Origin of the sequence: Geobacillus sp. C56-T2 (assembly GCF_007829715.1) — a bacterium.
GTDB classification, from domain to species: Bacteria; Bacillota; Bacilli; order Bacillales; family Anoxybacillaceae; genus Geobacillus; species Geobacillus icigianus.
Window position 1 is genome coordinate 2,085,101 of the sequence record NZ_VJWB01000001.1, and the last position, 25,107, is coordinate 2,110,207.

A 25,107-nucleotide genomic window follows, 5' to 3' on the forward strand; every position below is an offset into this window, starting at 1 on the left:
AGTATCTTAAAGAAATTTATAGCTACTCTTGCCAAATTTGTGGGGTCAATCATCAACATCCCTACGGGGTGAATGTTGTCGAAGCACATCATATCGAGTATTTCTCCATTAGTCTAAATCATCAACCTTCCAATATCGTAATTTTGTGTCCAACACATCACCGATTAGTTCATGCCGGAAAAGCAATTTTTGATCGTGATAAGAAAGTTTTTAGATATATTAACGGATTTGAAGAACCATTAAAGATCAATAAACATTTATAGAGAAAACCCGTGGCGCTAGTTGAGCGTTAGAACTCAACTAGCCCGAGTGTGATCAGCGAATAGGCTAACCACGAGCGCTACTTCAAATCCGATCACGAAATTCGCTCGAATCTCTGTGATCCGGTATTGGTTAACCAGAACCGAGAACACCGTCTCGATCATTTTGTGTTTTTGATCCACTTCTCCCATGCCCCGGACGGGCGATGTTTCTGGTTTTTTCGAGACGGAGTCCAAAGCGCCATTTGGTATTCTTCGTGCAGCTTTTTTTGCAACTCACGGCTAATGAACCCTTTGTCCCCGAGGTGATAAGGATGAGGAATTTGAGTCATCACGCTTTCAGCGGCGATCCGATCATGGCAGGACGCTTCCGTCACCACATAGCCCATAGGCAACCCTTGATCTGTCACTTGACGGTGCAGTTTCCAGCCGTCGTACCATTGCTTTTTTGAAGCGCCATACCCGATGTCGGCGATCCCTTGAACCCGTTTGACACGATGCCTTCTTGTGGCATGGCACCACTCTAACGGTAAGCTATCGGCCACGGCATAGCATGATGGTGGCCGCGTTTCGCCAGTTCATGGCGAATCCATTTGATGGCAAAGCGCAGTGCCCGACAACAACGGTTGGATCGGGAACGTTCAAGAAACTGCCCGTTTGGGAACAAATTTCCGGTGACAAAGCGATGCCATGCCCGTTCGGAAGAAAAACCAAGCGGTTTCCCCCAAATGTGAATCGCTATGATCACGCCATCTTCTTGCTTTACCAAATGGCGGTTGCGCTGTTGAAGATGCGTCTGAATCAATGACAGTTGGGCGGAGACAAAAAAGAAAATGGCGGCATATTGTTTTTGAATCTTAGCTCGATCTGTAGTAAAATGAAAGTGCTCTTGCATGAGGATTCTCCTTTCGAATGGTAGGTTGCACTTTCATTCTACAGGAGATCCGCCAGGCAAGGGCTATTTTTGCTTGATCAAGTTCATCTAGCACCACGGATTATTTGATACAACTAAACGTATTGAATGATTATGATTTAGAATACTTAAGATCTACGAAGTATGACGGCTTCAAGTGGGATGTTACAGCTGGTACCATAGATGATAAACATGTGAAATATATTGAATCAAAAAAACAAAAAATTAGATAATTTTTTTAGTCCAAATGGTCAAGGCGCTTTTATAAAAGATCCTGTCACTGGTGACAAGATTGACTTCATACATATAGCGGCAACCATTGATGCAATATTATCAAATACTCCTGTTCCTGATTCTTGGGCTGGATGGGCGGGTGATTTGCATACTGCATTAGGAGACCTCCAAGAAAATACTAAAGATTCAAACAAGCTAAAGGTTCTTCAAAAAGAAGCAAAAAACATTATTGGGGGTAACAGTTCATTCTCAAGGGATGATATATTGGCGGATGTAGATGCTGTAAACATTGCCAATATGATGAGAGAAAATAAAAATTTACTACTATCTGATGCAATTAAGAAATATTATTCAAAGTCTGGTGATGTACATCATCGCTTTAGTGAATTTATCGAATCTTTCGGGGGTACAAAGAAATTTAAAGAATCTGTTGACAGAAACTTAACTAAAGTTGATGTTCATATTAAAATAGGCAAAGCCGATGTAACACCTATATCCTTAATGGCCCCATTAGCAGAAAAAAACTTAAAAAATACGGAATCCCGACAGATAATCAAATTAAAGCAATAGGTGATGCCTTCAAAAACTATATCATAAAAGAAGCTTCGAAAGAAAGAAAATAAAATTAAGACAAGGGGTATTTTATGTATAATTTTTCTGCTAATAATAACAAGAAAGGACGAATTTTTACTTACAGTTCTTTGATATTATCTATAATCTTCTTTATTTATGCACTAGGTACGTTAATAGTAGGGCCAAATGATCACGTTACTTGGTTTAACACATTATATAGAGGCTTTTTAGGGATAATTTTTGGCGCTATTTCTCTAGTAACATTTAGAAGTAATTCGGACAAGAAAATAAAAATTTTTAGAAAAGTTGTGTGGTTAGGTATCGCCTTAGTTACTTTGTTTTTCTTATTTGTCGTTTTTATTTATCTAGTCTTTATATTTGGTTAATGAATACAAATAAAAGCCCCTCTCGAATGAGAAGGGCTTTTTGCATTATTCTGCATCATACGGGCGATATTTTTTTCGCAATGCCTCAAGTTCTTTTTTTCTTTCTTCAATATCCCGCCGTAAAAACAAGCTATCACCACGTAATTTTTTTATCGGATTCAACTTGCCAGCGGAAATCATTTGACTAATCCGTTGACGAGTAACTCCAAGAATTTCAACCACTTCGGAAGTGGTGAGGACTTCATTTTTAATGAAGCACTCCACTTCTTCCCGGTTCTTCAAGTGGTATTCCATCAATCATCACCCTCGAATTTCAATTTGTATTTGATCACGATCATGATCACCCAAGCTGCAACAAGCACCAACGTGAGCCATCTTAAAATCGTCATGTTGTGGAAATCAATTTCGTTCAACCAAGACAGGAACAACATTGCGAAAAAGCAATCTGTCGCTTCGATTTTTTTGAACCATTTCTTCATTGGAATTTGTGTGGAAGAACGGATATAATATTCTTGAGAGGGTGAGGTTGGCGGTAACCCCACCCCTAGTTAGCTTATCGTTTTTTTCGTTTCTTACGCTTGCGCTTCGCGACCATTTCCTCAATCTCTAGCGCTGTTTTGATTAATGTCGCGAGAGCTGCAAGCGTAAAAATATTCTGATTGCAACGATATTCATTCCGTATCACCTCTTGCTTTTTTGTTCATTCCAAGAAAGTGAGCGCTCTCTTCCGTTTTTTTGTTTGATACTGTAGATGAGCAAATCTACAGTAAGAATAAATTATTTAAAGAAAGGAAGAGTGAGATGAAAAAAACAATTAAACAAAAATATAAAGATATTCTGTTGATCATTTTCTTTCAGGCGTGTTGATTATCCAATAAAATCCAAAGGGTATAGAAAAAAGAGCACCTTTCCTGTAGAATGTGAGTAGCGACACAAACAAACCCAGGAGGTGCTCTCTATGAACAAGCATACCACACTCCCGAATTTGATGCAAAAACTTGTTTCGGATGAAGAGATTCAACTGATTGCCGAAGCGGTTGGGTATCGTGATTCGTCTCGAACCTTTACGTTGCGCGAGTTGATTCACTTCTTCCTGCTGGCCGCCATGCATCAATGGAAAAGCTTTCGCCACGGAGCCGATGTGGGGCCTCTGTATGGATTGCCGCGATTCCATTATTCAACTGTATCCAAGAAAGCGAAAGAAGTTCCCTATGACATCATGAAACGCTTGTTGGCGTTGATCATTTCCAAGTGCAACCGCCAAACCCGCCGTTCGCTTCGGTTTCCCAAACCGCTTCGGGTGGTGGATTCGACGACCGTCACGGTCGGGAAAAACCGCCTGCCATGGGCGCCGTATCACGGCGAACGCGCCGGAGTGAAGCTGCACGTCGCGTATTCGCCGGAATCCTCGTTGCCGGCAGACGTGGTGGAAACCATCGGACTGCGTCATGATGGCCCGGTGGGAGAACAGTTGACGAACGCTCAACAAGTGCTGGTGGAAGACCGGGCGTATTTCAAAATCGAACGCCTCGATCGATTTGTGGAGCAGCATCAGCTCTTTGTCATTCGGATGAAGGACAACATCGAACTTCATCAGAAAAAAAGCTTGAAACGCCTTTCCAGCACATCCTCATCGGTTCAAGCCGACTTCACGTGCCAGTTGGGGACGAAACAATGCCGCTCCACCAAGCGTCACCGGGTGGTGATCTTTCGAGATGCGAATGGCCGCGACATTCGGGTCGTGACGAACCTCTTCCATGCGTCTGCGGAAACCATTGCCGACATGTACCAACAACGTTGGACTGTTGAGGTCTTTTTCCGTTGGGTGAAGCAATATCTGAATGTCCCGACCTTGTTTGGCACGACGGAAAATGCGGTATACAACCAACTGTTTGCGGCGTTCATCGCGTATGTGTTGCTGCGATGGCTGTATGATCAAACCAAAAAACAGACGAACGTCTCTCTTTCCTTCATTTCGTTCGTTCGCCGTTTTTTCTCTGGGCAGCTTCCTCTCGATTGGAAATCCGGGATGGCCGCTGCTTTGTTTGAGTATGCCCAAATTTATGGAAGGCGTATGTATAATTTTGGATAATCAACACTCGTGATTTTCTTTTTTGTTTGGGTGTTTAACGTGTTTGTTGAGAATGAACGAGTTTCTGTTACAGCTAATATCATTGCAATAGTTCTAATTTCATTTATAAGTTTTATAAAGTATTACACTAAAGACGATTAAGAAAGGCATTGTTATTTTATGGATAAAAATACAACAAAAAACCAAGCTCCCTTTAGGTTTGTGGATCAGTTGGTTTTCTTGTATTATTTATAGGCCGCGTTGCTAGTTGAGTTTTCTAGGCAAGGGCTATTTTTATGGTTGTTTGATTTTGTCTATCCTGAAAACACCACTTAAGACAAAAAAAACAAGGATCCCCTAGTCTTTGGAACTAATTTCTAAATTAAGGCATTACAGTATATATATGGTTTATCCGTGCTATGCACTCGTTTTTTCCAGTTTCACTTCGTACGCTACCCCCTCTAATCGTTTCACCGTTTGACGCACGAGGCTCGCTTCTCGCTGCCGATCCCAGTAGTCCGCTCCCAACTCTCTATACGGTTCCTTTCGAGTTAAGATGTAATCAATCCGTTCTAAAATCGTTCTCCGGACTGCGACACTCGCTCGATTCGCTCCTCTTCGTTTGGCGATCCGATAATACTTGGCCGATAGGTACGTGTTCTTCGTTCGGGCGGTGGCACGGGCGCATTCCACGAGGCACGACCTCAGCTTCTTGTTCCCTTTCCTCGTTTTCCTCGTTCGACCTGACAACCGTTTCCCTGCACTCTCATGATGTAAATTAGCACATTCCTTCAGAAAAGGGGAGAGGGCTTTCTGAAAGAATGGGCAAAAAATGACTCATTTATTCCGATGATAAAGTGATAATTTACAATTACTTAACGAGAAAAACCTTGTTGCATCGGTTCTGCTTTTCACGCGTTCCCCATTGATGAAGGGAATCCGCGGTCTTTCACCAGTCTTATAGGTCACTTGGCAAAATCATTTTTATATGGGCAACACACTTCTCATGCGCACAAAATTCGTGCAAAATTTTTTCGGATTCTATCGTTTTTTTCGGGATTCCCAAAAAATGAAAAATGACCGCAAATGCGGTCATATCAAGGGTTTCAGCACTGTTAACCCGAACCGATCGTATGTAAGTGGCGTCCCAGGAGAGACTCGAACTCCCGACCGACGGCTTAGAAGGCCGCTGCTCTATCCTACTGAGCTACTGGGACATAACCAAGATGACACTCTAATCTTCATCGCTGCCCCTTCCTCTACCAGATCACGCAAGGAAGCACGATGCGTCGGGGCAACCCGCAGCTCATTCGAAGATGTCTCGCTCGTTGCTCTATCCTACTGAGCTACTGGGACATAACCAAGATGACACTCTAATCTTCCATCGCTGCCCCTTCCTCTACCAGCTCACGCAAAGAAGCTTGATGCGTCGGGGCAACTCGCAGTTCATTCGAGGATGTCTCGTTTGTTGCTCTATCCCGCTGAGCTGCGGAAATGCAATGCAGACAATGAGTAACATCCTTCACCGTTTCTTTAAATAAAGAAAAGCGGGTGATGGGAATCGAACCCACGACTTCAGCTTGGGAAGCTGAGGTTTTACCATTAAACTACACCCGCATGATCCATATCATTGGAACTTGTCTTAGAAACAACTGCAATAAAAATATAATCGCTAATTTCTTTTTTGTCAATATCTTTCTCAAACTAATGAATAAACGCGCTCGAGAGGATTCGAACCCCTAACCTTCTGATCCGTAGTCAGATGCTCTATCCAATTGAGCTACGAGCGCACGGCAGAGAGCGGAAGACGGGACTCGAACCCGCGACCCCCACCTTGGCAAGGTGGTGTTCTACCACTGAACTACTTCCGCATCATGAGAGGAATTCATTCCTTCAAAACTAGATAACCGTCGGAAGAAGCCGCATTTCGTCCGGTCTAGCTCCGGCTCGCCTGCGCTTTTCTATTGTCCAGTTCCAGCGCCTAGCTCTCTTCTGCCAAATAACCTTCCCCCTCGGGGCGCGAGCGCCCCTGCGGGTGAAGAACATTTGGCTTCGAGAGCGAAACACGGCGCTTCCACTTTTCTAGGTTAAGCCCTCGATCGATTAGTATCCGTCAGCTCCACGTGTCGCCACGCTTCCACCTCGGACCTATCAACCTCGTCATCTTCGAGGGATCTTACTCGCCTAACGCGATGGGAAATCTCATCTTGAGGGGGGCTTCACGCTTAGATGCTTTCAGCGCTTATCCCGTCCGCACATAGCTACCCAGCGGTGCCCCTGGCGGGACAACTGGTACACCAGCGGTGCGTCCATCCCGGTCCTCTCGTACTAAGGACAGCTCCTCGCAAATTTCCTACGCCCGCGACGGATAGGGACCGAACTGTCTCACGACGTTCTGAACCCAGCTCGCGTACCGCTTTAATGGGCGAACAGCCCAACCCTTGGGACCGACTACAGCCCCAGGATGCGATGAGCCGACATCGAGGTGCCAAACCTCCCCGTCGATGTGGACTCTTGGGGGAGATCAGCCTGTTATCCCCGGGGTAGCTTTTATCCGTTGAGCGATGGCCCTTCCATGCGGAACCACCGGATCACTAAGCCCGACTTTCGTCCCTGCTCGACCTGTCCGTCTCGCAGTCAAGCTCCCTTGTGCCTTTGCACTCTCCGAATGATTTCCAACCATTCTGAGGGAACCTTTGGGCGCCTCCGTTACCTTTTGGGAGGCGACCGCCCCAGTCAAACTGCCCACCTGACACTGTCTCCCACCCCGCTAAGGGGTGCGGGTTAGAATTTCAATACCGCCAGGGTGGTATCCCACCGTCGCCTCCACCGAAGCTGGCGCTCCGGCTTCTTAGGCTCCCACCTATCCTGTACAAGCGATACCAAAATTCCATATCAGGCTGCAGTAAAGCTCCACGGGGTCTTTCCGTCCTGTCGCGGGGAACCTGCATCTTCACAGGTAGTATAATTTCACCGGGTCTCTCGTTGAGACAGCGCCCAAGTCGTTACACCTTTCGTGCGGGTCGGAACTTACCCGACAAGGAATTTCGCTACCTTAGGACCGTTATAGTTACGGCCGCCGTTTACTGGGGCTTCGGTTCGCACCTTCGCTTCCGCTAAGCGCTCCCCTTAACCTTCCAGCACCGGGCAGGTGTCAGCCCCTATACGTCGCCTTTCGGCTTCGCAGAGACCTGTGTTTTTGATAAACAGTCGCTTGGGCCTTTTCACTGCGGCTCTTCCAGGCTCTTCACCCGAAAGAGCACCCCTTCTCCCGAAGTTACGGGGTCATTTTGCCGAGTTCCTTAACGAGAGTTCTCCCGCGCGCCTTAGGATTCTCTCCTCGCCTACCTGTGTCGGTTTGCGGTACGGGCACCTCTTCCCTCGCTAGAGGCTTTTCTTGGCAGTGTGAAATCGGGGACTTCCGGATCACTCCGTCGCCATCACAGCTTGGCCTTCCGGCCAGCGGATTTGCCTACTGGCCAGCCTCACTGCTTGGACAGGCTCTTCCAGCCGCCTGCTCGCCCTATCCTCCTGCGTCCCCCCATCGCTCAAACGGGAAGGAGGTGGTACAGGAATCTCAACCTGTTGCCCATCACCTACGCCTTTCGGCCTCGGCTTAGGTCCCGACTAACCCTGAGCGGACGAACCTTCCTCAGGAACCCTTAGGCTTTCGGCGCAGAGGATTCTCACCTCTGTTTTCGCTACTCATACCGGCATTCTCACTTCTAAGCGCTCCACCAGTCCTTCCGGTCTGGCTTCTCTGCCCTTAGAACGCTCCCCTACCGATGACCAACGGTCATCCCGCAGCTTCGGCGGCACGTTTAGCCCCGGTACATTTTCGGCGCAGAGTCACTCGACCAGTGAGCTATTACGCACTCTTTAAATGGTGGCTGCTTCTAAGCCAACATCCTGGTTGTCTTCGCAACTCCACATCCTTTTCCACTGAACGTGCACTTGGGGGCCTTAGCTGGCGATCTGGGCTGTTTCCCTCTCGACCACGGATCTTATCACTCGCAGTCTGACTCCCGGGCATAAGTCGTTGGCATTCGGAGTTTGACTGGGTTCGGTAACCCGATGAGGGCCCCTAGCCCAATCAGTGCTCTACCTCCAAGACTCTTACACCCGAGGCTAGCCCTAAAGCTATTTCGGGGAGAACCAGCTATCTCCAAGTTCGATTGGCATTTCACCCCTACCCACACCTCATCCCCGCACTTTTCAACGTGCGTGGGTTCGGGCCTCCAGCCGGTGTTACCCGGCCTTCACCCTGGACATGGGTAGATCACCTGGTTTCGGGTCGACGACGACGTACTCCTGCGCCCTGTTCAGACTCGCTTTCGCTGCGGCTCCGCCTCTTCGGCTTAACCTCGCACGCCATCGTCACTCGCCGGTTCATTCTACAAAAGGCACGCCATCACCCATGAACGGGCTCTGACTACTTGTAGGCACACGGTTTCAGGTTCTCTTTCACTCCCCTTCCGGGGTGCTTTTCACCTTTCCCTCACGGTACTGGTTCACTATCGGTCACTAGGGAGTATTTAGCCTTGGGAGATGGTCCTCCCTGCTTCCGACGGGATTTCCCGTGTCCCGCCGTACTCAGGAGCCGCTCGGGAGGGAACGAAGTTTCGACTACAGGGCTCTCACCTTCTCTGGCCGGCCGTTCCAGACCGGTTCGTCTACCCCGTTCCTTTCTCACTCCCATAGTGAGCGGTCCTACAACCCCAAGAGGACTCGCCTCTTGGTTTGGGCTGTTCCCGTTTCGCTCGCCGCTACTCAGGGAATCGCGTTTGCTTTCTTCTCCTCCGGGTACTAAGATGTTTCAGTTCCCCGGGTGTGCCCTCCATGCCCTATGGATTCAGGCATGGATACTGCCCCATTACGGACAGTGGGTTCCCCCATTCGGACATCTCCGGATCGACGCTTGCTTACAGCTCCCCGGAGCGTTTCGGCGTTTGCCCCGTCCTTCATCGGCTCCTAGTGCCAAGGCATCCACCGTGCGCCCTTTCTAGCTTAACCTACAGAGTCTCGGCTTCTTCCTTTACTTTTGCGGTTATCTAGTTTTCAAAGAACGACGTTTGCCATTGAGAGAACATCACTCGTTCCCTCAAAACTGAACGAAACGGAAGCGCCATGTTCATTGAACCGAAAGGTTTGTCATCCTTAGAAAGGAGGTGATCCAGCCGCACCTTCCGGTACGGCTACCTTGTTACGACTTCACCCCAATCACTTGCCCCACCTTCGGCGGCTGGCTCCCGTCAGGGTTACCGCACCGACTTCGGGTGTTGCAAGCTCTCGTGGTGTGACGGGCGGTGTGTACAAGGCCCGGGAACGTATTCACCGCGGCATGCTGATCCGCGATTACTAGCGATTCCGGCTTCATGCAGGCGAGTTGCAGCCTGCAATCCGAACTGAGAGCGGCTTTTTGGGATTCGCTCCCCCTCGCGGGTTCGCTGCCCTTTGTACCGCCCATTGTAGCACGTGTGTAGCCCAGGTCATAAGGGGCATGATGATTTGACGTCATCCCCACCTTCCTCCGACTTGTCGCCGGCAGTCCCTCTAGAGTGCCCAACCGAATGCTGGCAACTAGAGGCGAGGGTTGCGCTCGTTGCGGGACTTAACCCAACATCTCACGACACGAGCTGACGACAACCATGCACCACCTGTCACCCTGTCCCCCCGAAGGGGGAACGCCCAATCTCTTGGGTTGTCAGGGGATGTCAAGACCTGGTAAGGTTCTTCGCGTTGCTTCGAATTAAACCACATGCTCCACCGCTTGTGCGGGCCCCCGTCAATTCCTTTGAGTTTCAGCCTTGCGGCCGTACTCCCCAGGCGGAGTGCTTATCGCGTTAGCTGCAGCACTAAAGGGTGTGACCCCTCTAACACTTAGCACTCATCGTTTACGGCGTGGACTACCAGGGTATCTAATCCTGTTTGCTCCCCACGCTTTCGCGCCTCAGCGTCAGTTACAGGCCAGAGAGCCGCCTTCGCCACTGGTGTTCCTCCACATCTCTACGCATTTCACCGCTACACGTGGAATTCCGCTCCCCTCTCCTGCACTCAAGCTCCCCAGTTTCCAATGACCCTCCACGGTTGAGCCGTGGGCTTTCACATCAGACTTAAGGAGCCGCCTGCGCGCGCTTTACGCCCAATAATTCCGGACAACGCTCGCCCCCTACGTATTACCGCGGCTGCTGGCACGTAGTTAGCCGGGGCTTTCTCGTGAGGTACCGTCACCGCGCCGCCTTGTTCAAACGGCGCTCCTTCGTCCCTCACAACAGAGCTTTACGACCCGAAGGCCTTCTTCGCTCACGCGGCGTCGCTCCGTCAGACTTTCGTCCATTGCGGAAGATTCCCTACTGCTGCCTCCCGTAGGAGTCTGGGCCGTGTCTCAGTCCCAGTGTGGCCGGTCACCCTCTCAGGCCGGCTACGCATCGTCGCCTTGGTGAGCCGTTACCTCACCAACTAGCTAATGCGCCGCGGGCCCATCCGCAAGTGACAGCCAAAGGCCGCCTTTCAACCAAAGACCATGCGGTCTTCGGTGTTATCCGGTATTAGCTCCGGTTTCCCGGAGTTATCCCGGTCTTGCGGGCAGGTTGCCCACGTGTTACTCACCCGTCCGCCGCTGACCCAACCAGAGCAAGCTCCGATTCGGTCCGCTCGACTTGCATGTATTAGGCACGCCGCCAGCGTTCGTCCTGAGCCAGGATCAAACTCTCCAATGAAAGTTGATTGGCTTTGTAAGCTTCGGCGCCGACACCAAACGTGTCAAGCGGCCTCCGCTTTTCGTATTGTCTAGCTTCGGCCGCTATCGGCTCGCGACGCTTCGGTCCTGCTGCGGCGGCAACAGCCTCCTCGCAGGCCCTCCAGCGCGTTTCGCCGATAGGCAAGCGGCCTCCGCTTTTCGTATTGTCTAGCTTCGGTCCGCCGCCGCTCGGGGTCAAATAACCTTCCCCCTCGGGGTGCAAGCACCCCTGCGGGTGAAGAACATTTGCCCGTCGCGGCGATCCACGGACCTCAGCCTTTCGTTGCGCTTCGTTTCGTTCAGTTTTCAAGGAACAAGCAACTGCTTTTGCAACTTAACGACAACTATTATTATAAATAAATCTTTCAAAATGTCAAGCGGTTGTTTCCATCGCTTTGTGCCGCGTTCATTTCATCACGGCAATATATTATTATAATCATCATTCTTTGTTTGTCAACAACTTTTTTGATTGTCCCATCTCCGTCGTTTGCCTTTTGACTTTGCACGATCGCGAAATGGCGAATTTGATTATATTACGTCCATCCCTTCATGTCAATTGGAATTTCTGACCGCCACATCGCAGCCCGATTGCCTTCTGTCATGATCGTTCTTATATAATATTGTAAGACGAAAAACACCCCATCAATTAAGGAGGAATCGTTACAATGAATCACCCATTTTCTGTTTTGCTTGACGGATACCGCCGCCTTTGGCCGAATCGTTCGCTCACACCGGAGTCGCTTGATGAACAGAAAAGCAAAACCCTTTTATATGAAACGATCCGGCAGGAGCTGCGCGACGAATGGACGCATCCGCGTTTGCGGCAGACGCCTGAAGTGAAATTTTATTACGCAGTTAAGCGAGTGACTGCGTCGGATTTGCCCAATGACATAAAAATCGCGCTCATTCAAACGTATTTGACGGCAATGGAACAATTGCGCCCCAGTCATACATAATTCACGAACATACGGCTCATACTATTGAACGGAATCCAGTGACACCAAGGAGGAAAGCAGTTATGGCGTTAATTCCGTATGACCCGTTTCGCCATTTGGAATCGATTCGCCGTGATATGAACCGCTTTTTCACGAGTGATTTTCCATCGCTGTTCACTCATATGGATGAGCAGCACTGGATGCCGCGCATCGACATGCATGAAACAGCCAACGAATACGTTGTTTCGTGCGACTTGCCGGGTCTCGAGCGAAAAGAAGATGTACATATCGACGTGCAGAACAACATGTTGACCATCAGCGGCACGATTCAGCGCCATCATGATGTCAAAGAAGAACAAATGCACCGGCGCGAACGCTTCTTCGGCCGCTTCCAACGTTCGATCACCCTGCCGGCTGATGCGGCGACGGAAAACATTCGCGCGACGTACAAAAACGGCGTGCTCGACATTCACATCCCGAAAACAACAACAGGAACGAAAAAACGCGTTGATATCGAATTCCACTAATATGGAAGGGAGCGGTTGATCAACCGCTCCCCTTTTCACGTCTCTCGCTGCTGGCGCGGATGACGAACTCTGTTGGCACGACAACTTTCTTGCAGATGGTTCGGTTGGTCGTCAACCGTTCAACGAGCATCTCTACCGCTGTTTCGCCCATAAATTCTGTGTATACTTTCACCGTTGAAAGCGGCGGGTGAAGAAAGGCGGCGGTCGGAAGATCATTGAACCCCACAACGGCCACTTCTTCCGGAACGGCGATGCCCGCTTCGTGCAACGCGCGCAAAGCGCCGATGGCCATCGAATCGCTGGCGATAAAAAACGCTGTCGGCAAGTCCCCTTTGGCAATCGCCTCTTTCATCAGCCGATAGCCATCCTCGGCCGTAAAGGAGCCAATCCATACATGGCGCGAATCGTGTATCCCCTTGACATACAAATATTCGTAAAACGCTGTTTCCCGCTCATCACGAATCGGTGTTTCCCCGTCGACATATTCGCGGCCGCCGATATATCCGATTTTCGTGTGCCCAAGCCGAAGCAAGTAGTCGAGCACCGCAATCGTCGCCTGACGCAAATCAATCACGACCGAGTCAAACCGCCGTTCATCCGGCGAGCAGTCGACAAAGACGATTTGCTTCGCCCCTTCGGCAAAGGCGCTCACTTCGTTCGGACCGAATTTCCCGACGGCAATGATGCCATCAAGCCCTTTCATCCGTTCAATCGGATAAGCGCCGTTCTGTTTAAACAATTTGACGAGTTCGATGCCGCGTTCAAAACATTCTTTTTCCACGCCGAGGCGGATCGCCATATAATACGGGTCGTCGATTTCTTGATGCTCCGAATACCAGTGAATGAGCCCGAAGCGAAATGATTCACGCGCCTGTTGGCTCCGTTCCCGCAATGTTTTGTAGTTCAGCTCTTGAGCGACTTCAAAAATACGCTTTCTCGTCTCGTCGGAGACGGATAGCGTTGTGTCGTAGTTGAGCACGCGCGACACGGTTGCGACAGAGACGCCGACCTTTTCGGCAATTTCTTTTAAGGTGGCCATAGTCTGTGTGACTCCTTCCTTCCTGTTTCATATGAAACACGTTTTTTCGCCTTGTTTATGCAAAAGACGACATCTTCTCCACCGCATGGCTAAGGAAGCGGCGAAACGCTCCCCTTCCCCGCTTGTCCCGCTTAAATACGCCGGCGTGCTCCAATACGGTCACAAACCGTTGTCCGACTTCGTACCGCAAAATGTCATGGACATTTTCCTTTGTGATGTCCGGATAAGCCGAGCGAATGGCTTCGCACCAATGCCAATGTTTACGCATTGTCTCGTCCCAGTCTTCTTTTTTCGTCCGATGCACAAGGTAGTCGGCCAACGTTTCGAGTTCCACGGCAAGCCGCCCCGGCAGCACCGCCAGCCCCATCACTTCGATCAAGCCGATATTTTCTTTTTTGATATGATGCAGTTCCTGATGCGGATGGAAAATGCCATACGGATGCTCTGCCGATGTTCGGTTGTTGCGCAAAACGATGTCCAATTCAAACAAATTGCCGCGCCTCCGGGCGATCGGGGTAATCGTATTGTGCGGGACATCGCCGCTAGAAGCGATAATCTCGACACTTGGATCGCTGTACGCCCGCCACACCTCATACAGACGCACCGCCGCCTCCAGCACGTCCTCTTTCGCCCCGGTTAAACGGATGACCGACATCGGCCAGCGGACAATCCCTGCCGTCAGTGATGGAAACGAAGGGAGATCAATATATTCCTCGATCTCTGCCTTTTCCATCGCAAACAGATAGCGCCCGCCTTGAAAATGATCGTGTGTTAAAATCGAGCCGCCGACAATCGGCAAGTCAGCGTTCGAGCCGATAAAATAATGGGGAAATTGTTCCACAAAATCAAGCAAACGCTCGAGCGTCTTTCGTTCTATTTTCATCGGCACATGCTCGGCGTGGAAGACGATGCAATGTTCATTATAATACACGTAGGGAGAATATTGGAAATACCACTGTTCATCCAATAACGTGATCGGGATGACTCGATGATTGGAACGAGCTGGGTGGCTCCACGTTCCTTCATACCCTTCATTTTCTTTGCACAGCACACATTTCGGGTACGAGGATGACGGTGCTTCTTTCATTTTGGCGATTTCCTTCGGGTCTTTTTCCGGCTTCGCCAAGTTAATGGTGATATCCAATTCTCCATAGATGGTTGACACTTTCCAGTGCTGATTGTTGGCGATGCGCGCCGTTTGAATGTAATTGGACGCTTGGCTCAACGAATAAAACCAGTCCGTCGCCTCCTGCGGGTCGCGGCGGTATCGCTCGTAAAAGGCGCGGATCACTTCCGACGGCCGCGGCATGACGCAGTCCATCAGTCTCGCATCCCATATATCGCGCTCGGTCGTTGTATTCGTTTCCAACAATCCTTGTTCATACGCCCAATCGATCATGGCGTCCAATCCCGGGGCCGGCGAGGCCAAGGGAACGTCCTTGACCTCGGCCGGCTGCCATTCCGTGAGTCGGAGCGTTGCCAGCAGGCGGTTGCGCGCGTACACAACATCTTCCGGCGCTAAAAGGCCGCGTTGCTCGGCATAACGGATCAGTTGTTCAATCGCCGCAAAAATCGTTTCCATTGTCACACACCTCGATAGCCGTTCGGCCGCGCTTTGTGCCATTCCCACGCCGAGGCGACAATATCGGTAATGGATGGGAATTTGGGCTCCCAGCCAAGCTCGCGCTTTGCTTTTTCCGATGACGCGACAAGTCTCGCCGGGTCGCCCGGACGCCGCGCCACAACGCGGGAGGGAATGGGATGACCGGTCACTTGCCGCGCCGCTTCAATCACTTCTTTGACGCTGAAGCCATTGCCGTTGCCTAAATTGTACACGTCGCTGGCCGCTCCGTTCCGCAGTTTATGAAGCGCCAAAACGTGGGCATCGACGAGATCGAGCACATGAATGTAGTCACGGATGCATGTGCCGTCGGGCGTATCATAGTCATCACCGTAAATGGAAATATCCTCGCGCTGGCCGAGCGGCACTTTCAAAATCAACGGAATCAAATGCGTCTCCGGATCATGATCCTCGCCGATTGCCGTGCCGTACGCTCCGGCAACGTTAAAATACCGAAGCGAAATCGAACGAATGCCGTAGGCGCGATCCGCCCATTTCATCATCTTTTCCATCGCCAACTTCGTTTCTCCGTATGCATTCGTCGGTTCCGTCGGATCGGTTTCAACGATCGGGACTTGTTTCGGCTCTCCATACACCGCGGCGGTTGAGGAAAAAACGATTTGGTTGACGCCGCATTCCTTCATCACTTCAAACAGCACTTGTGTGCCGTACACATTGTTGTCGTAATATTTCAGCGGCTCTTCCATGCTTTCACCGACCAATGAGTTCGCCGCAAAATGAATGACCGCCTCAATGTCGTGCCGGCGAAACACGCCGCGCAAAAAGTCGCGGTCGCGAATATCGCCTTGGCAAAACACTGCATCAGGGTGAACCGCTTCTTTGTGCCCCGTCTGCAAGTTATCGACAACGACGACCTCTTCCCCTTTTTCGAGCAGACGGTATACCGCATGGCTGCCGATATACCCTGCCCCTCCGCAAACCAAAATCATCGGCACATCTCCTCCAGTTCCGTGAGTTCTTTCGCCCCGTCACCAACATCAACGACATAAAAGCTTGCTTCGTACCCGATTTTTTCGGCATACGCGTTTCCGACCCGTTCAATGAAGTCTTGAACATAGGCTTTTTTTACAATGTTCACCGTGCAGCCGCCGAACCCGGCTCCGGTCATGCGCGCCCCGACCGTTCCTTCGTGCGCCCATGCCGCTTCGACAAGCGTATCGAGTTCGATGCCCGTCACTTCATAGTCATCGCGCAGCGACAAATGCGACTGCTTCATCAGCTCACCAAAACGACCGAGGTCTCCCTGCTCAAGCGCCGCGGCCGCCGCAAGCGTCCGCTCGTTTTCCGTCACCGCATGGCGGGCCCGTTTTTGTTCGAGCGGGGAAAGAAGGTGAGCGTATTGATCGAGCTCTGCGCTCGTCAGCTCGCCGAGCGAGGCGATGTTGCGCACGTTTTGCAACTTGGCAAGCGCTGCTTCGCACGTCGCCCGCCGCTCGTTGTACGCCGAGTCCGCCAGGCCGCGCTTTTTGTTCGTATTGGCGATGACGATCGAACAATCGTCAAGCACCAATGGCAAATAGCGGTACTCAAGCGTCTGGCAGTTTAGTAGGATGGCGCAGTTTTGTTTCCCCATGCCGACGGCAAACTGATCCATAATGCCGCAATGGACGCCAACGTATTGATTTTCTACCTTTTGGCTCATTTTCACAAGCTCCAGCTGGTCAAGCCCGCGCCCGAACAATTCGTTGAGCATCACCGCGGTCACGAGTTCAATCGACGCCGATGACGACAGTCCGGCGCCGTTCGGGATCGTACCGTTATACAAAATATCCAATCCGGTCTCCAGCGGGCCAAGCGCCTGGAACGCGGCCAAAACCCCTTTCGGGTAGTTCGCCCAGCCGTGCTCGCTCCGGTATGACAAGTCATCATACGGAACGGTAATGACGCCGGTTCCCGGAAAGTTTGTTGAGTACAGCCGCACGAGCGGCTCTTTCGTTGGCTGCACAAGCGCATACGTGCCCATCGCAAGGGCGCACGGCAGCACATGCCCGCCGTTGTAATCGGTGTGCTCGCCGATCAAATTGACGCGGCCGGGGGCGAAGAAGATACGAACCTGTTTTTCACCCCCACCAAATACATTTCTAAAGGTTTCTGTCAAGCCGAAACTAGCAGCCATGATGACGCCTCCTAAACAATCAATTCCTAGTATATATTTTAGTATAAATTTTACTAAAAACAATAAAAAAGAATTTTTTCTAGGTTGCTTATTCGACATGTAATTCAAAATTACAACCGTAATACCTTTCCTTTCTGTGAAAATACCGAACTGACGCGTATCTTCATCCCCGGGTGGAGGGCAGATGGCACTATCTATGGAACTTTTCTTTTTATATACCTAAAAAAGTAAAATCACTTCATAATTTTATTTCTTAACCTTAAACTAGCGGTAGTGTTCAAATCTTAGTATCGAGCTAATCCAAAGCAACAAATAAATAAAATATACCGGATATCACTTTCAAATTTGATAATTGCATAGGCACCAATTTTTCTTGTACTATATTGGCCAATGAGAGCTGAAAACATAGCTTCCTGCACTTTTCATTTTTGTTTATCTACCTATAATACATGCACCTTGAAAAGTGAACTTCTCCATGAAACAGCATACCCCAAGCACTGCAACACATCCTTCGGGCGTTCCTGAATGGAATGACCCAATCGTTGAATCGCTTGCCGGATCCAGGGCGGTCTTTGTGAAAGGCGTTGTTAATCACCGTATCCCTTTCAACCATTTCCACAAACGCTCGATCGGATTGAGCTGAGACGAGCAGGGGGAATATAGGAAATTAAACTATAATCTTACTTATTGCCAAAATCCCTTCACGATTCGAGCTTGATGAATCCGGGCATGGTCCAAGACAAGCACCACGATCGGATTGGGATCCCGCTCTTTGAGCCGGAGCAAGACATCCAAGAATGTCGTGGCATTGACGGCTTTTCCGCCTCGTGAAGGACGGCATCCCCATCGTGGACGTTGACAGCCCCAAATACCCAAGGTGGTGTGGTAGCCGAATGTCAACACTCGTTTTTGACGGCGAACCTCAGACCAAGTGAACCTCAACACAGGATGCGAATAGACAGGCATTTCATCATCGATGAACAGGAGAACGCCCATCACCCGTTGGCGAAGAAGAGCATGTTTGACGTTCCGTTCCTGTTTACGAAGCGTCTGCGGCGTCCATCCGTGATCGTTGGTGATGCACAAACGCTTCATGAATGATCCTGCTCCTTTTCCATTGGTTTCCTTAGGAACAGGATCATTGGAGTGTGCACGAGTAATTACGAAGATTAGTTTTTTAATGAGCACATATTGTTATGGCAATTTTTATTTTTCGAGATAAATGAAAACGCTAAGATGAGAAGATTACATCATAATGCTGTTTTTGCTAAACTTTATGAATCATAAACTCAAATTCCATGTCTTGATCTGCCTTAATGACGTATTCATCGTGAACGGGGGCGCCCCAGCTGTCGTCTCCGCCAACTCCCATTTGTCGACCTGCTACAGTGACAACCGTATAATGAATATTGGGCAACTCGTAATGATGATTGGCATGTTCAAGTTCAAAGGCTGTGTATGGCGAAAAGTTGCATTCCAACGGTTCAGTTATAGAAGAAATTTTTATTCCCTGTCCATTGTTATTCGTTAAGCTCACTTTACGAACGCCTGTTCTGTTCCCTGATTCCTGCGGTTTGAGATAGCACGATACATTGTCAGATACTTGATTTCTAAAAATTCCAAGTCTTGCCCCCTTTGAGCGGTCGACATAGTTTTCTTCGGGTCCCATTGCATACCACTCGAGTTGATTATAGTCGGCTGGAACCTTGAATGATACCGAAAAAATTGGAATTGATGGAAGATTCTCAACTCCATGATAGACCACTTGCACGCGAATGCTGCCATCAGCATAAACGGTATAACCAATTTTCACTTCCAATTCGGGGTTAATAGAAAATTTGTAGGTAAAGGTGACATTTACTTGGGCCATTTCCTCTTTCACATCGACTTTTACACATTTACGCGCCAAACTTGCCGCATACCAAAGCCCCGAATAAAAGTCTTGCATAAACCCTCGGTCATTATCAGTCGAGGCCCTCCAAAACAATGGTGCAGGGGGGACTGCAATCATCTCATTGCCTGCGTAATTCATTGAAACTAGGCTTCCTACATGTTTGGAAAACAAGATTGTAAAATCTTTGCCGTGCACTCCAATATTGACATCACCATGGACAACTTTTAACTTTCCGCTAGGAATACCGAATTCCTTGGAACCAATCTGGAATACAAACTGGCCGAATGCCACCTCATAACCAACATCAGCCCAAAGGGTTTTTTCTTTCAATTTAAATGAAGCATGAATGCAATATTCACCTGCATCTTTCATCATCCCAATGGGCCAGTCAAACTCGACTCTTTTCTCTTTCTGCGGTGCTACTGATACATTCATCTTGTTTCGATACAACTCTCTTCCTTCAAGAAATAGGACGTATTCTAAATCATATTCACTTGTGTCAGCGAAAAGACTTTCATTTCTAATATTGACACCGTATTGATCGGGTGAAAGCTTAAAATTTTGATAAAGATATTTTACTTCCTGCATCTTCGGCGACAACTCCCGGTTGGCATAGACAATTCCATTCGTGCAAAAATTGTAATCGGTTGGACGGTCGCCAAAGTCCCCTCCATATGCCAAAAATTCTTTTCCATAGCAATCTTTTTTTACAAGGGCTTGATCAATGAAGTCCCAAATAAAACCACCTTGATACATCGGATACTTTTGTTCCAAATCCGTATATTTGTACATACCGCCGAGCGAGTTCCCCATTGCATGCATATATTCGCAACTGATATACGGTTTATCCGGATCTTCTGTTAAATACTTTTCAATTTCATGAGGCTTTGCGTACATACGACTTTCTATATCGCTTATATCATTGTACTCGCGAGCATGGAATACTCCTTCATAATGGACAAGACGGCTCGGATCAACTGACCGAAAATAGTTGGCGACGTTTAACAAAACTTCCCCAGCATACGATTCATTTCCACATGACCAAATCAGGATGGAAGGATGGTTCTTATCCCTTTCAAACATTGAAATCGCCCGGTCCATAACAATGTCTTGCCATTCTCGATTGTTCCCCGGAACATTCCATGTGGGGTCGACACGCCCTAATTTTTGCCATGTCCCGTGCGTTTCCAAATTCATTTCATCAATGACATAGATGCCGTATTCATCACATAGTTCATACCAATAGCTTTGATTCGGATAGTGTGACGTGCGGACTGCGTTAATGTTATGACGCTTCAACGTTTTAATATCCCATAGCATATCTTCCTTTGTGATCGCTCGGCCTCTTCGGCAATGAAATTCATGTCGGTTAACGCCTTTAAATACGATCCGTTTTCCGTTAAGGTGCATAACTTTATTGATGATCTCGAATCTTCGAAAACCAACCTTCTGTGGAACAACCTCTACCAATTGACCAAACTCGTTAAAAATCTGAATATATAGCTTATACAAATACGGTTTCTCCGCGCTCCATAATTCCGGTTCATCGACCGCAATAGAAAATGTCCCCTTTTCGCCATGAAGCTCTCCGTTTTTTTGGGCTACAAGGTCGCCTTTCGCATCATACAGCGCAGCGATAAACCTAGAGCCAGCAGGTACCGGAGACAAAAAGGTAAAGTCCGCCGTTAACATGCCTCTCGTATAGGACGAATCCAATTCGGCGCGAACATGTAAGTCATAGACATGAATATCTGGCACTGTATAAAGGTATACATCGCGAAAGATTCCAGAAAAACGCCAGAAATCCTGATCCTCAAGCCAACTTCCGGTACTGTACTGGTAAACCTCAACCGCGAGCTTATTCTCTCCATCCTTTATAAAAGGTGTAAGTTCAAATTCTGCCGGCGTGAAAGAGTCCTCACTATATCCAACAAACTGCCCGTTCAACCAAACATAAAACGCTGACTCTACTCCTTGAAAAGAAATATACACCGGTTTATCTTTCATGCTTTTAGGGAGATTAAAAATTTTTATATAGCTTCCTACTGGATTATAATCCATTGGAACTTCTGGAGGATGAACATCGCAATGACCATCCCACGGATACATTATATTTACATACTGGGGAGTTCCATAACCTTGCAACTGAATATGCCCTGGTACGGAAATATCACTCCAGTTTGAGCAATCAAAATCAAGCTGATAAAATTTCGCCGGGCGGCTAGCTGGATTGACTGCATAGTGAAACTTCCAATTCCCATTCAACTCATAGCGCATCGACATAGAAATTCTACTTTTTGCTTCTTCCAACGTCTCATAATAAATATGGTCCGAATGGGCAGGCAGGCGATTAACCCCGAAAACACAAGGATCCAAAAGCCATTCTAATGTGGGGGTTGTTAATGTTTTTTTCATTATTTCCACACTCCCTACTCATCATTTTACTGAACCGAGCATCCCGGCAACGAAGTGTTTTTGCATGAAAAAGAAGATCAGCGCCGTCGGCAAGGTAGCGATCACAATAGCGGTCATGATCATTCCAAAGTCTGGAGAATAACTCGATCCGAGATTTGATATAAGCAATGGCACCGTCTGGTTCTCCGGAGACTGTAATATGACAAGTGGCCATAAATAGCTGTTCCAGCTCGACATAAATGTAATAATGGCCGCGGCTGCATAGGTTGTTTTCATGGTAGGGACATACAGCCTGAAGAAGATCCCCCATTCAGACAATCCATCAATTCGGCCCGCTTCAATAATTTCCTTCGGGAACATTTTCGTGCTTTGGCGGAAGAAAAAAATCAGAAATGCCGTTGTGACTGTCGGCAAAATAACGGCCATCATTGTATCAATACCCATGCTCGGAAATATTTGCGATATTGTCCCAAACATTCTAAACAACGGGACCATTAAAGCAGCAAAAGGTATCATCATTGAAAGCAATAAGAAATTAAATACCAAATCTTTGGTTTTGCTTTTAAAAATTTCAAATCCGTAACCAGCCAAAGAGGAGACCAACAGTGCAAGTAAAGTTGTTACAATCGCGATTTTTGCCGAATTCATTAATGCATTGACCAGATTAGTGCTATCAAGCAGGTTGCGGAAGTTTTCCATAAAGTGACTACCTGGCAACAACCGCCCTTTCGTCACTTCTACTGATTTATTCGTTGCACTAACAACCATCCACAAAAATGGAAACACAGAAACAATAGATGCAATGGTTAAAACAGTATAGTTGAATACGTTTTTAAGATTACTCATTTTTATCACCTGCCACTTTAAACTGAATAATAGAAAAGAATACAATCATAATCACAATCGCATACGAAACTGTTGCCGCATAACCGAAATCAGGAGTATATTTAAATGAAAGATTGTAGATATATTGAGAAATCGTCATCGTTGCATTTCCCGGTCCCCCTTGCGTAATGTTCACTACTTCATCGAACAGCTGGAGCGTACCGATTGTTGAAGTGATTGATGTAAACAAAATCATAGGCTTTAACAATGGAATCGTAATTTTAAAAAACTGCTGAACTGGCGAAGCACCATCAATTTTAGCGGCTTCATAAATGGATTGATCGATATTTTGTAGAGCAGATAAGTAAAAAATCATATTATAGCCTGTCCATCTCCACGTAAGAGCAATAATAATGGTCACTTTAGCCCAAAAAGGATCAGCTAGCCAGTTGATTGGTTCAGATATAAGGGAAAATTTCGTCAACAGAACGTTGATCAGTCCATCTTGGCTAAACAAATATTTAAATATGACAGAATACGCAACTAGGGAAGTGACACATGGTAAAAAGATTGCTGTTCGGAACAATCCTCTCAGCTTTAATTTCGGATTATTCAATAGTACGGCTAAGAATAAAGCGACAATAATCATAATCGGAACTTGAATAATAAGGTATATCACTGTATTTTTTACAGTTGTTAAAAAGGTAGGATCGTTAAATAGACGAGCATAATTTTTCAGTCCAACAAAAGTTAGATTCGCACCCGAACCTGATTGTAACGAAAGAATCAATGCCTGAACCATTGGATAGAAATAAAATACGCAAATCATAATAGTAGCCAATATCACAAAAGACCATCCAACTATTGTGCTCTTAATACGGTGTTTCCGATTAATATTTCGACCTGTTTTAATCGTCAAATCTATATTCATCTTTGTTGACGGAATCACTCTATCTCAACTCCCTATCACTATTGATAACAAAAAATCCGTGGACAAACTTTTACTCTCCGTACGTGCATGAAAATAACAACTCAAGGCGCACCTCTTCACTGAAAAGCCCCGAACCATTCCGCCTCCTACGGAATGGTTCTAGTATAACAATCAGACAGGACGGCGGAATCCCGGGGCTTAATTCATAAAACAATTGATAGATGTTCTGTATATTTATTTAATTTGTTGTTCTGCTTGCTTCTGTGCATCTTCCAATACTTTGTTCAGATCTTTACCTTTCAAGTAGTCTTGCATAGCAGCTGCTAAAATGTCTTCAATCACATACGTATGTGCACCGTAGTTAACTTGAGGAATGTCTTTCATCCATTTAGAAAAATCCGCTGTAACTTTTTGTCCTCCAAAAAATTCATCTGCAGCTTGATAAGTCTCGCTATTAGCAACTGGTTTGTATGTGCCAATTGCACCAATCTCTTTGTTTAGTGCTTCATAGAACTCCACATTTGATCCAAACGTTTTGGCTAAAAATTCTGCCGCCTTTTCTTTTCCGGGAATGTTAAGTACATACCAAGAACTTCCGCCTAGGTTCGTAGCATTAACAGAGTTTGGAATGCCCGATTGTTTTGGAAAAGGCACAACAGCCCACTTACCGGCTTGAGAAGCTTCAGCTTTAACAGAAGCCGTAATCCAGTTTCCCGTTGGAATTGATGCAACTGCTCCACTATTAAAAGAGGCAACAAATTGACTCCAGTCGGAAATAGGTTTCGATATCCCTGCGTTTACAATCTCTTTGTAAGTTCTAAACGCTTCCTTCAGCGGCTCATTGTCTGCCAAATTCGGAGTTACGCCATCTTCTTTCACATACCACGAACCACTAGTTTGAATCATCTCGCGAATGATCCCCAGATTTTTAGGATCGAGCGCAAGCATATATTTACCTGTTGCTTGTTTTACCTTTTTTCCGATTTCAATATATTTGTTCCAGTCCAATCCTTGCAAATCATCAATAGTATATCCTGCTTTTTGTAAATAATCTGTTCTCACGTATAGTCCAGCAACCCCTGTATCAAATGGAAGACCATAATGTTTGCCATTTAAACTAGTAGGAGCAAGCTTATATTCAGCAAAATCTTCCGCTTTGAAATATTTTGATAGGTCATAGAATGCATCAGGATACGCTTTAAGGAAGCTCTGCGCACGATAGTCTTCAATTAATACGATATTTGGCAAGCCTTTCGTTGTGCCAGAACTCAAACTTGTATTAAGCTTCTGAACGATATCCTCTTGAGCATTTTCAATAATTTTTAATTTAAAATTAGGATTCTCTTTCTTATAAAACTCTTCTGCAATTTTCATCGCTTTTACGTTAAAATTTGGATCCCACGTCCACACTGTTATTTCTTTCGTACTTTTTGTGCTATCTCCAGCTCCACCGTTTTGCGTTTTTGAAGAACAAGCAGTTAATAAAAGAATACTTACTAAACATAGTGTCAAAATCTTTTTCAAAGAAAACCCCTCCTGTTTTTTAATTCTTATAAATTTTTGGCAAAAAAGAAGTCTAATTAAGAATACACAGACGAAAAACATAC

The 25,107-nt window shown here is 47.3% G+C and carries 15 protein-coding genes, 4 tRNA genes, 2 rRNA genes and 2 pseudogenes; 5 read left to right on the forward strand and 18 right to left on the reverse strand.

All coding sequences use genetic code 11. The features are described 5' to 3' along the window. Positions 1-35: 35 nt before the first annotated feature. Positions 36-263 carry a hypothetical protein gene (locus tag GC56T2_RS18375; protein ID WP_370454567.1) on the forward strand — a complete coding sequence of 76 codons (228 nt, stop codon included), beginning with the start codon at positions 36-38 and terminating at the stop codon, positions 261-263. Between the two features lie 26 nt (positions 264-289). On the opposite strand, the pseudogene GC56T2_RS10355 reads toward GC56T2_RS18375, so the two are convergent. After that, positions 290-1,155: pseudogene (locus GC56T2_RS10355) on the reverse strand (IS982 family transposase). A 222-nt stretch (positions 1,156-1,377) separates the two neighbouring features. Here GC56T2_RS10355 and GC56T2_RS10360 point away from each other — a divergent pair. Beyond that, the gene (locus GC56T2_RS10360) at positions 1,378-1,977 is read left to right on the forward strand and encodes a hypothetical protein (protein ID WP_144974986.1); all 600 of its coding nucleotides are present in this window, start codon (positions 1,378-1,380) and stop codon (positions 1,975-1,977) included. 434 nt (positions 1,978-2,411) lie between these two features. On the opposite strand, the gene GC56T2_RS10365 is transcribed toward GC56T2_RS10360, so the two are convergent. Further along, positions 2,412-2,660 carry a helix-turn-helix domain-containing protein gene (locus GC56T2_RS10365; protein WP_144974988.1) on the reverse strand — a complete coding sequence of 83 codons (249 nt, stop codon included), beginning with the start codon at positions 2,658-2,660 and terminating at the stop codon, positions 2,412-2,414. Positions 2,661-3,324: 664 nt separating this feature from the next. On the opposite strand from GC56T2_RS10365, the gene GC56T2_RS10375 reads away from it, so the two are divergent. After that, on the forward strand, positions 3,325-4,458 hold the full coding sequence (locus tag GC56T2_RS10375; RefSeq protein ID WP_015375695.1) for an IS4-like element IS5377 family transposase: 1,134 nt from the start codon (positions 3,325-3,327) through the stop codon (positions 4,456-4,458). A 396-nt stretch (positions 4,459-4,854) separates the two neighbouring features. Here the strand turns inward: GC56T2_RS10375 and GC56T2_RS10380 are convergent. The 7 genes and pseudogenes from GC56T2_RS10380 to GC56T2_RS10410 form a co-directional block, all read right to left on the reverse strand. Further along, positions 4,855-5,211, reverse strand: a pseudogene (locus tag GC56T2_RS10380) (transposase); the annotation flags it as partial. 366 nt (positions 5,212-5,577) lie between these two features. Then, positions 5,578-5,654 (reverse strand) — tRNA-Arg (locus tag GC56T2_RS10385). Between the two features lie 329 nt (positions 5,655-5,983). Beyond that, positions 5,984-6,054, reverse strand: a tRNA-Gly gene (locus tag GC56T2_RS10390). A 99-nt stretch (positions 6,055-6,153) separates the two neighbouring features. Next, positions 6,154-6,227 (reverse strand) — tRNA-Arg (locus GC56T2_RS10395). A 9-nt stretch (positions 6,228-6,236) separates the two neighbouring features. Next, positions 6,237-6,308, reverse strand: a tRNA-Gly gene (locus tag GC56T2_RS10400). A gap of 212 nt (positions 6,309-6,520) precedes the next feature. Then, a 23S ribosomal RNA gene (locus tag GC56T2_RS10405) occupies positions 6,521-9,450 on the reverse strand. Positions 9,451-9,598: 148 nt separating this feature from the next. Then, positions 9,599-11,156 (reverse strand): 16S ribosomal RNA (locus tag GC56T2_RS10410). The 16S and 23S rRNA genes sit together here with 4 tRNA genes alongside, the layout of an rRNA operon. Positions 11,157-11,841: 685 nt before the next feature. Here GC56T2_RS10410 and GC56T2_RS10415 point away from each other — a divergent pair. Beyond that, the gene (locus tag GC56T2_RS10415) at positions 11,842-12,132 is read left to right on the forward strand and encodes a hypothetical protein (protein ID WP_144974990.1); all 291 of its coding nucleotides are present in this window, start codon (positions 11,842-11,844) and stop codon (positions 12,130-12,132) included. Between the two features lie 62 nt (positions 12,133-12,194). Continuing rightward, positions 12,195-12,638, forward strand: a complete 444-nt coding sequence (locus tag GC56T2_RS10420; protein ID WP_144974992.1) for an Hsp20/alpha crystallin family protein — start codon at positions 12,195-12,197, stop codon at positions 12,636-12,638. Between the two features lie 19 nt (positions 12,639-12,657). Here the strand turns inward: GC56T2_RS10420 and GC56T2_RS10425 are convergent, their stop codons facing one another. The 9 genes from GC56T2_RS10425 to GC56T2_RS10465 all read right to left on the reverse strand — a co-directional run bounded on the left by GC56T2_RS10425 (position 12,658) and on the right by GC56T2_RS10465 (position 25,024). Then, entirely contained in the window at positions 12,658-13,677 is a 1,020-nt protein-coding gene (locus GC56T2_RS10425; RefSeq protein ID WP_144974994.1) for a LacI family DNA-binding transcriptional regulator, read from the reverse strand. Positions 13,678-13,732: 55 nt separating this feature from the next. Beyond that, the gene (gene galT / locus GC56T2_RS10430) at positions 13,733-15,259 is read right to left on the reverse strand and encodes a UDP-glucose--hexose-1-phosphate uridylyltransferase (protein ID WP_144974996.1); all 1,527 of its coding nucleotides are present in this window, start codon (positions 15,257-15,259) and stop codon (positions 13,733-13,735) included. A 2-nt stretch (positions 15,260-15,261) separates the two neighbouring features. After that, positions 15,262-16,248 (reverse strand): UDP-glucose 4-epimerase GalE, encoded by a 987-nt coding sequence (galE, locus tag GC56T2_RS10435; RefSeq protein ID WP_144974998.1) that lies wholly within the window; start codon positions 16,246-16,248, stop codon positions 15,262-15,264. After that, complete coding sequence (locus GC56T2_RS10440) at positions 16,245-17,435, reverse strand: galactokinase (protein ID WP_144975000.1); 1,191 nt, start codon at positions 17,433-17,435, stop codon at positions 16,245-16,247. The genes galE and GC56T2_RS10440 overlap by 4 nt, the downstream gene beginning before the upstream one ends. Before the next feature lie 684 nt (positions 17,436-18,119). Next, on the reverse strand, positions 18,120-18,530 hold the full coding sequence (locus GC56T2_RS10445) for a transposase (protein WP_144975002.1): 411 nt from the start codon (positions 18,528-18,530) through the stop codon (positions 18,120-18,122). Positions 18,531-18,702: 172 nt separating this feature from the next. Beyond that, on the reverse strand, positions 18,703-21,744 hold the full coding sequence (gene lacZ / locus GC56T2_RS10450) for a beta-galactosidase, LacZ type (protein ID WP_144975004.1): 3,042 nt from the start codon (positions 21,742-21,744) through the stop codon (positions 18,703-18,705). Between the two features lie 21 nt (positions 21,745-21,765). After that, positions 21,766-22,590, reverse strand: coding sequence for a carbohydrate ABC transporter permease (locus GC56T2_RS10455; RefSeq protein WP_144975006.1), 825 nt, complete (start codon positions 22,588-22,590; stop codon positions 21,766-21,768). Next, entirely contained in the window at positions 22,583-23,500 is a 918-nt protein-coding gene (locus GC56T2_RS10460) for a carbohydrate ABC transporter permease (RefSeq protein ID WP_172706493.1), read from the reverse strand. The genes GC56T2_RS10455 and GC56T2_RS10460 overlap by 8 nt, the downstream gene beginning before the upstream one ends. Positions 23,501-23,734: 234 nt before the next feature. Beyond that, positions 23,735-25,024, reverse strand: a complete 1,290-nt coding sequence (locus tag GC56T2_RS10465; protein WP_144975010.1) for an ABC transporter substrate-binding protein — start codon at positions 25,022-25,024, stop codon at positions 23,735-23,737. Between the last annotated feature and the right edge of the window lie 83 nt (positions 25,025-25,107).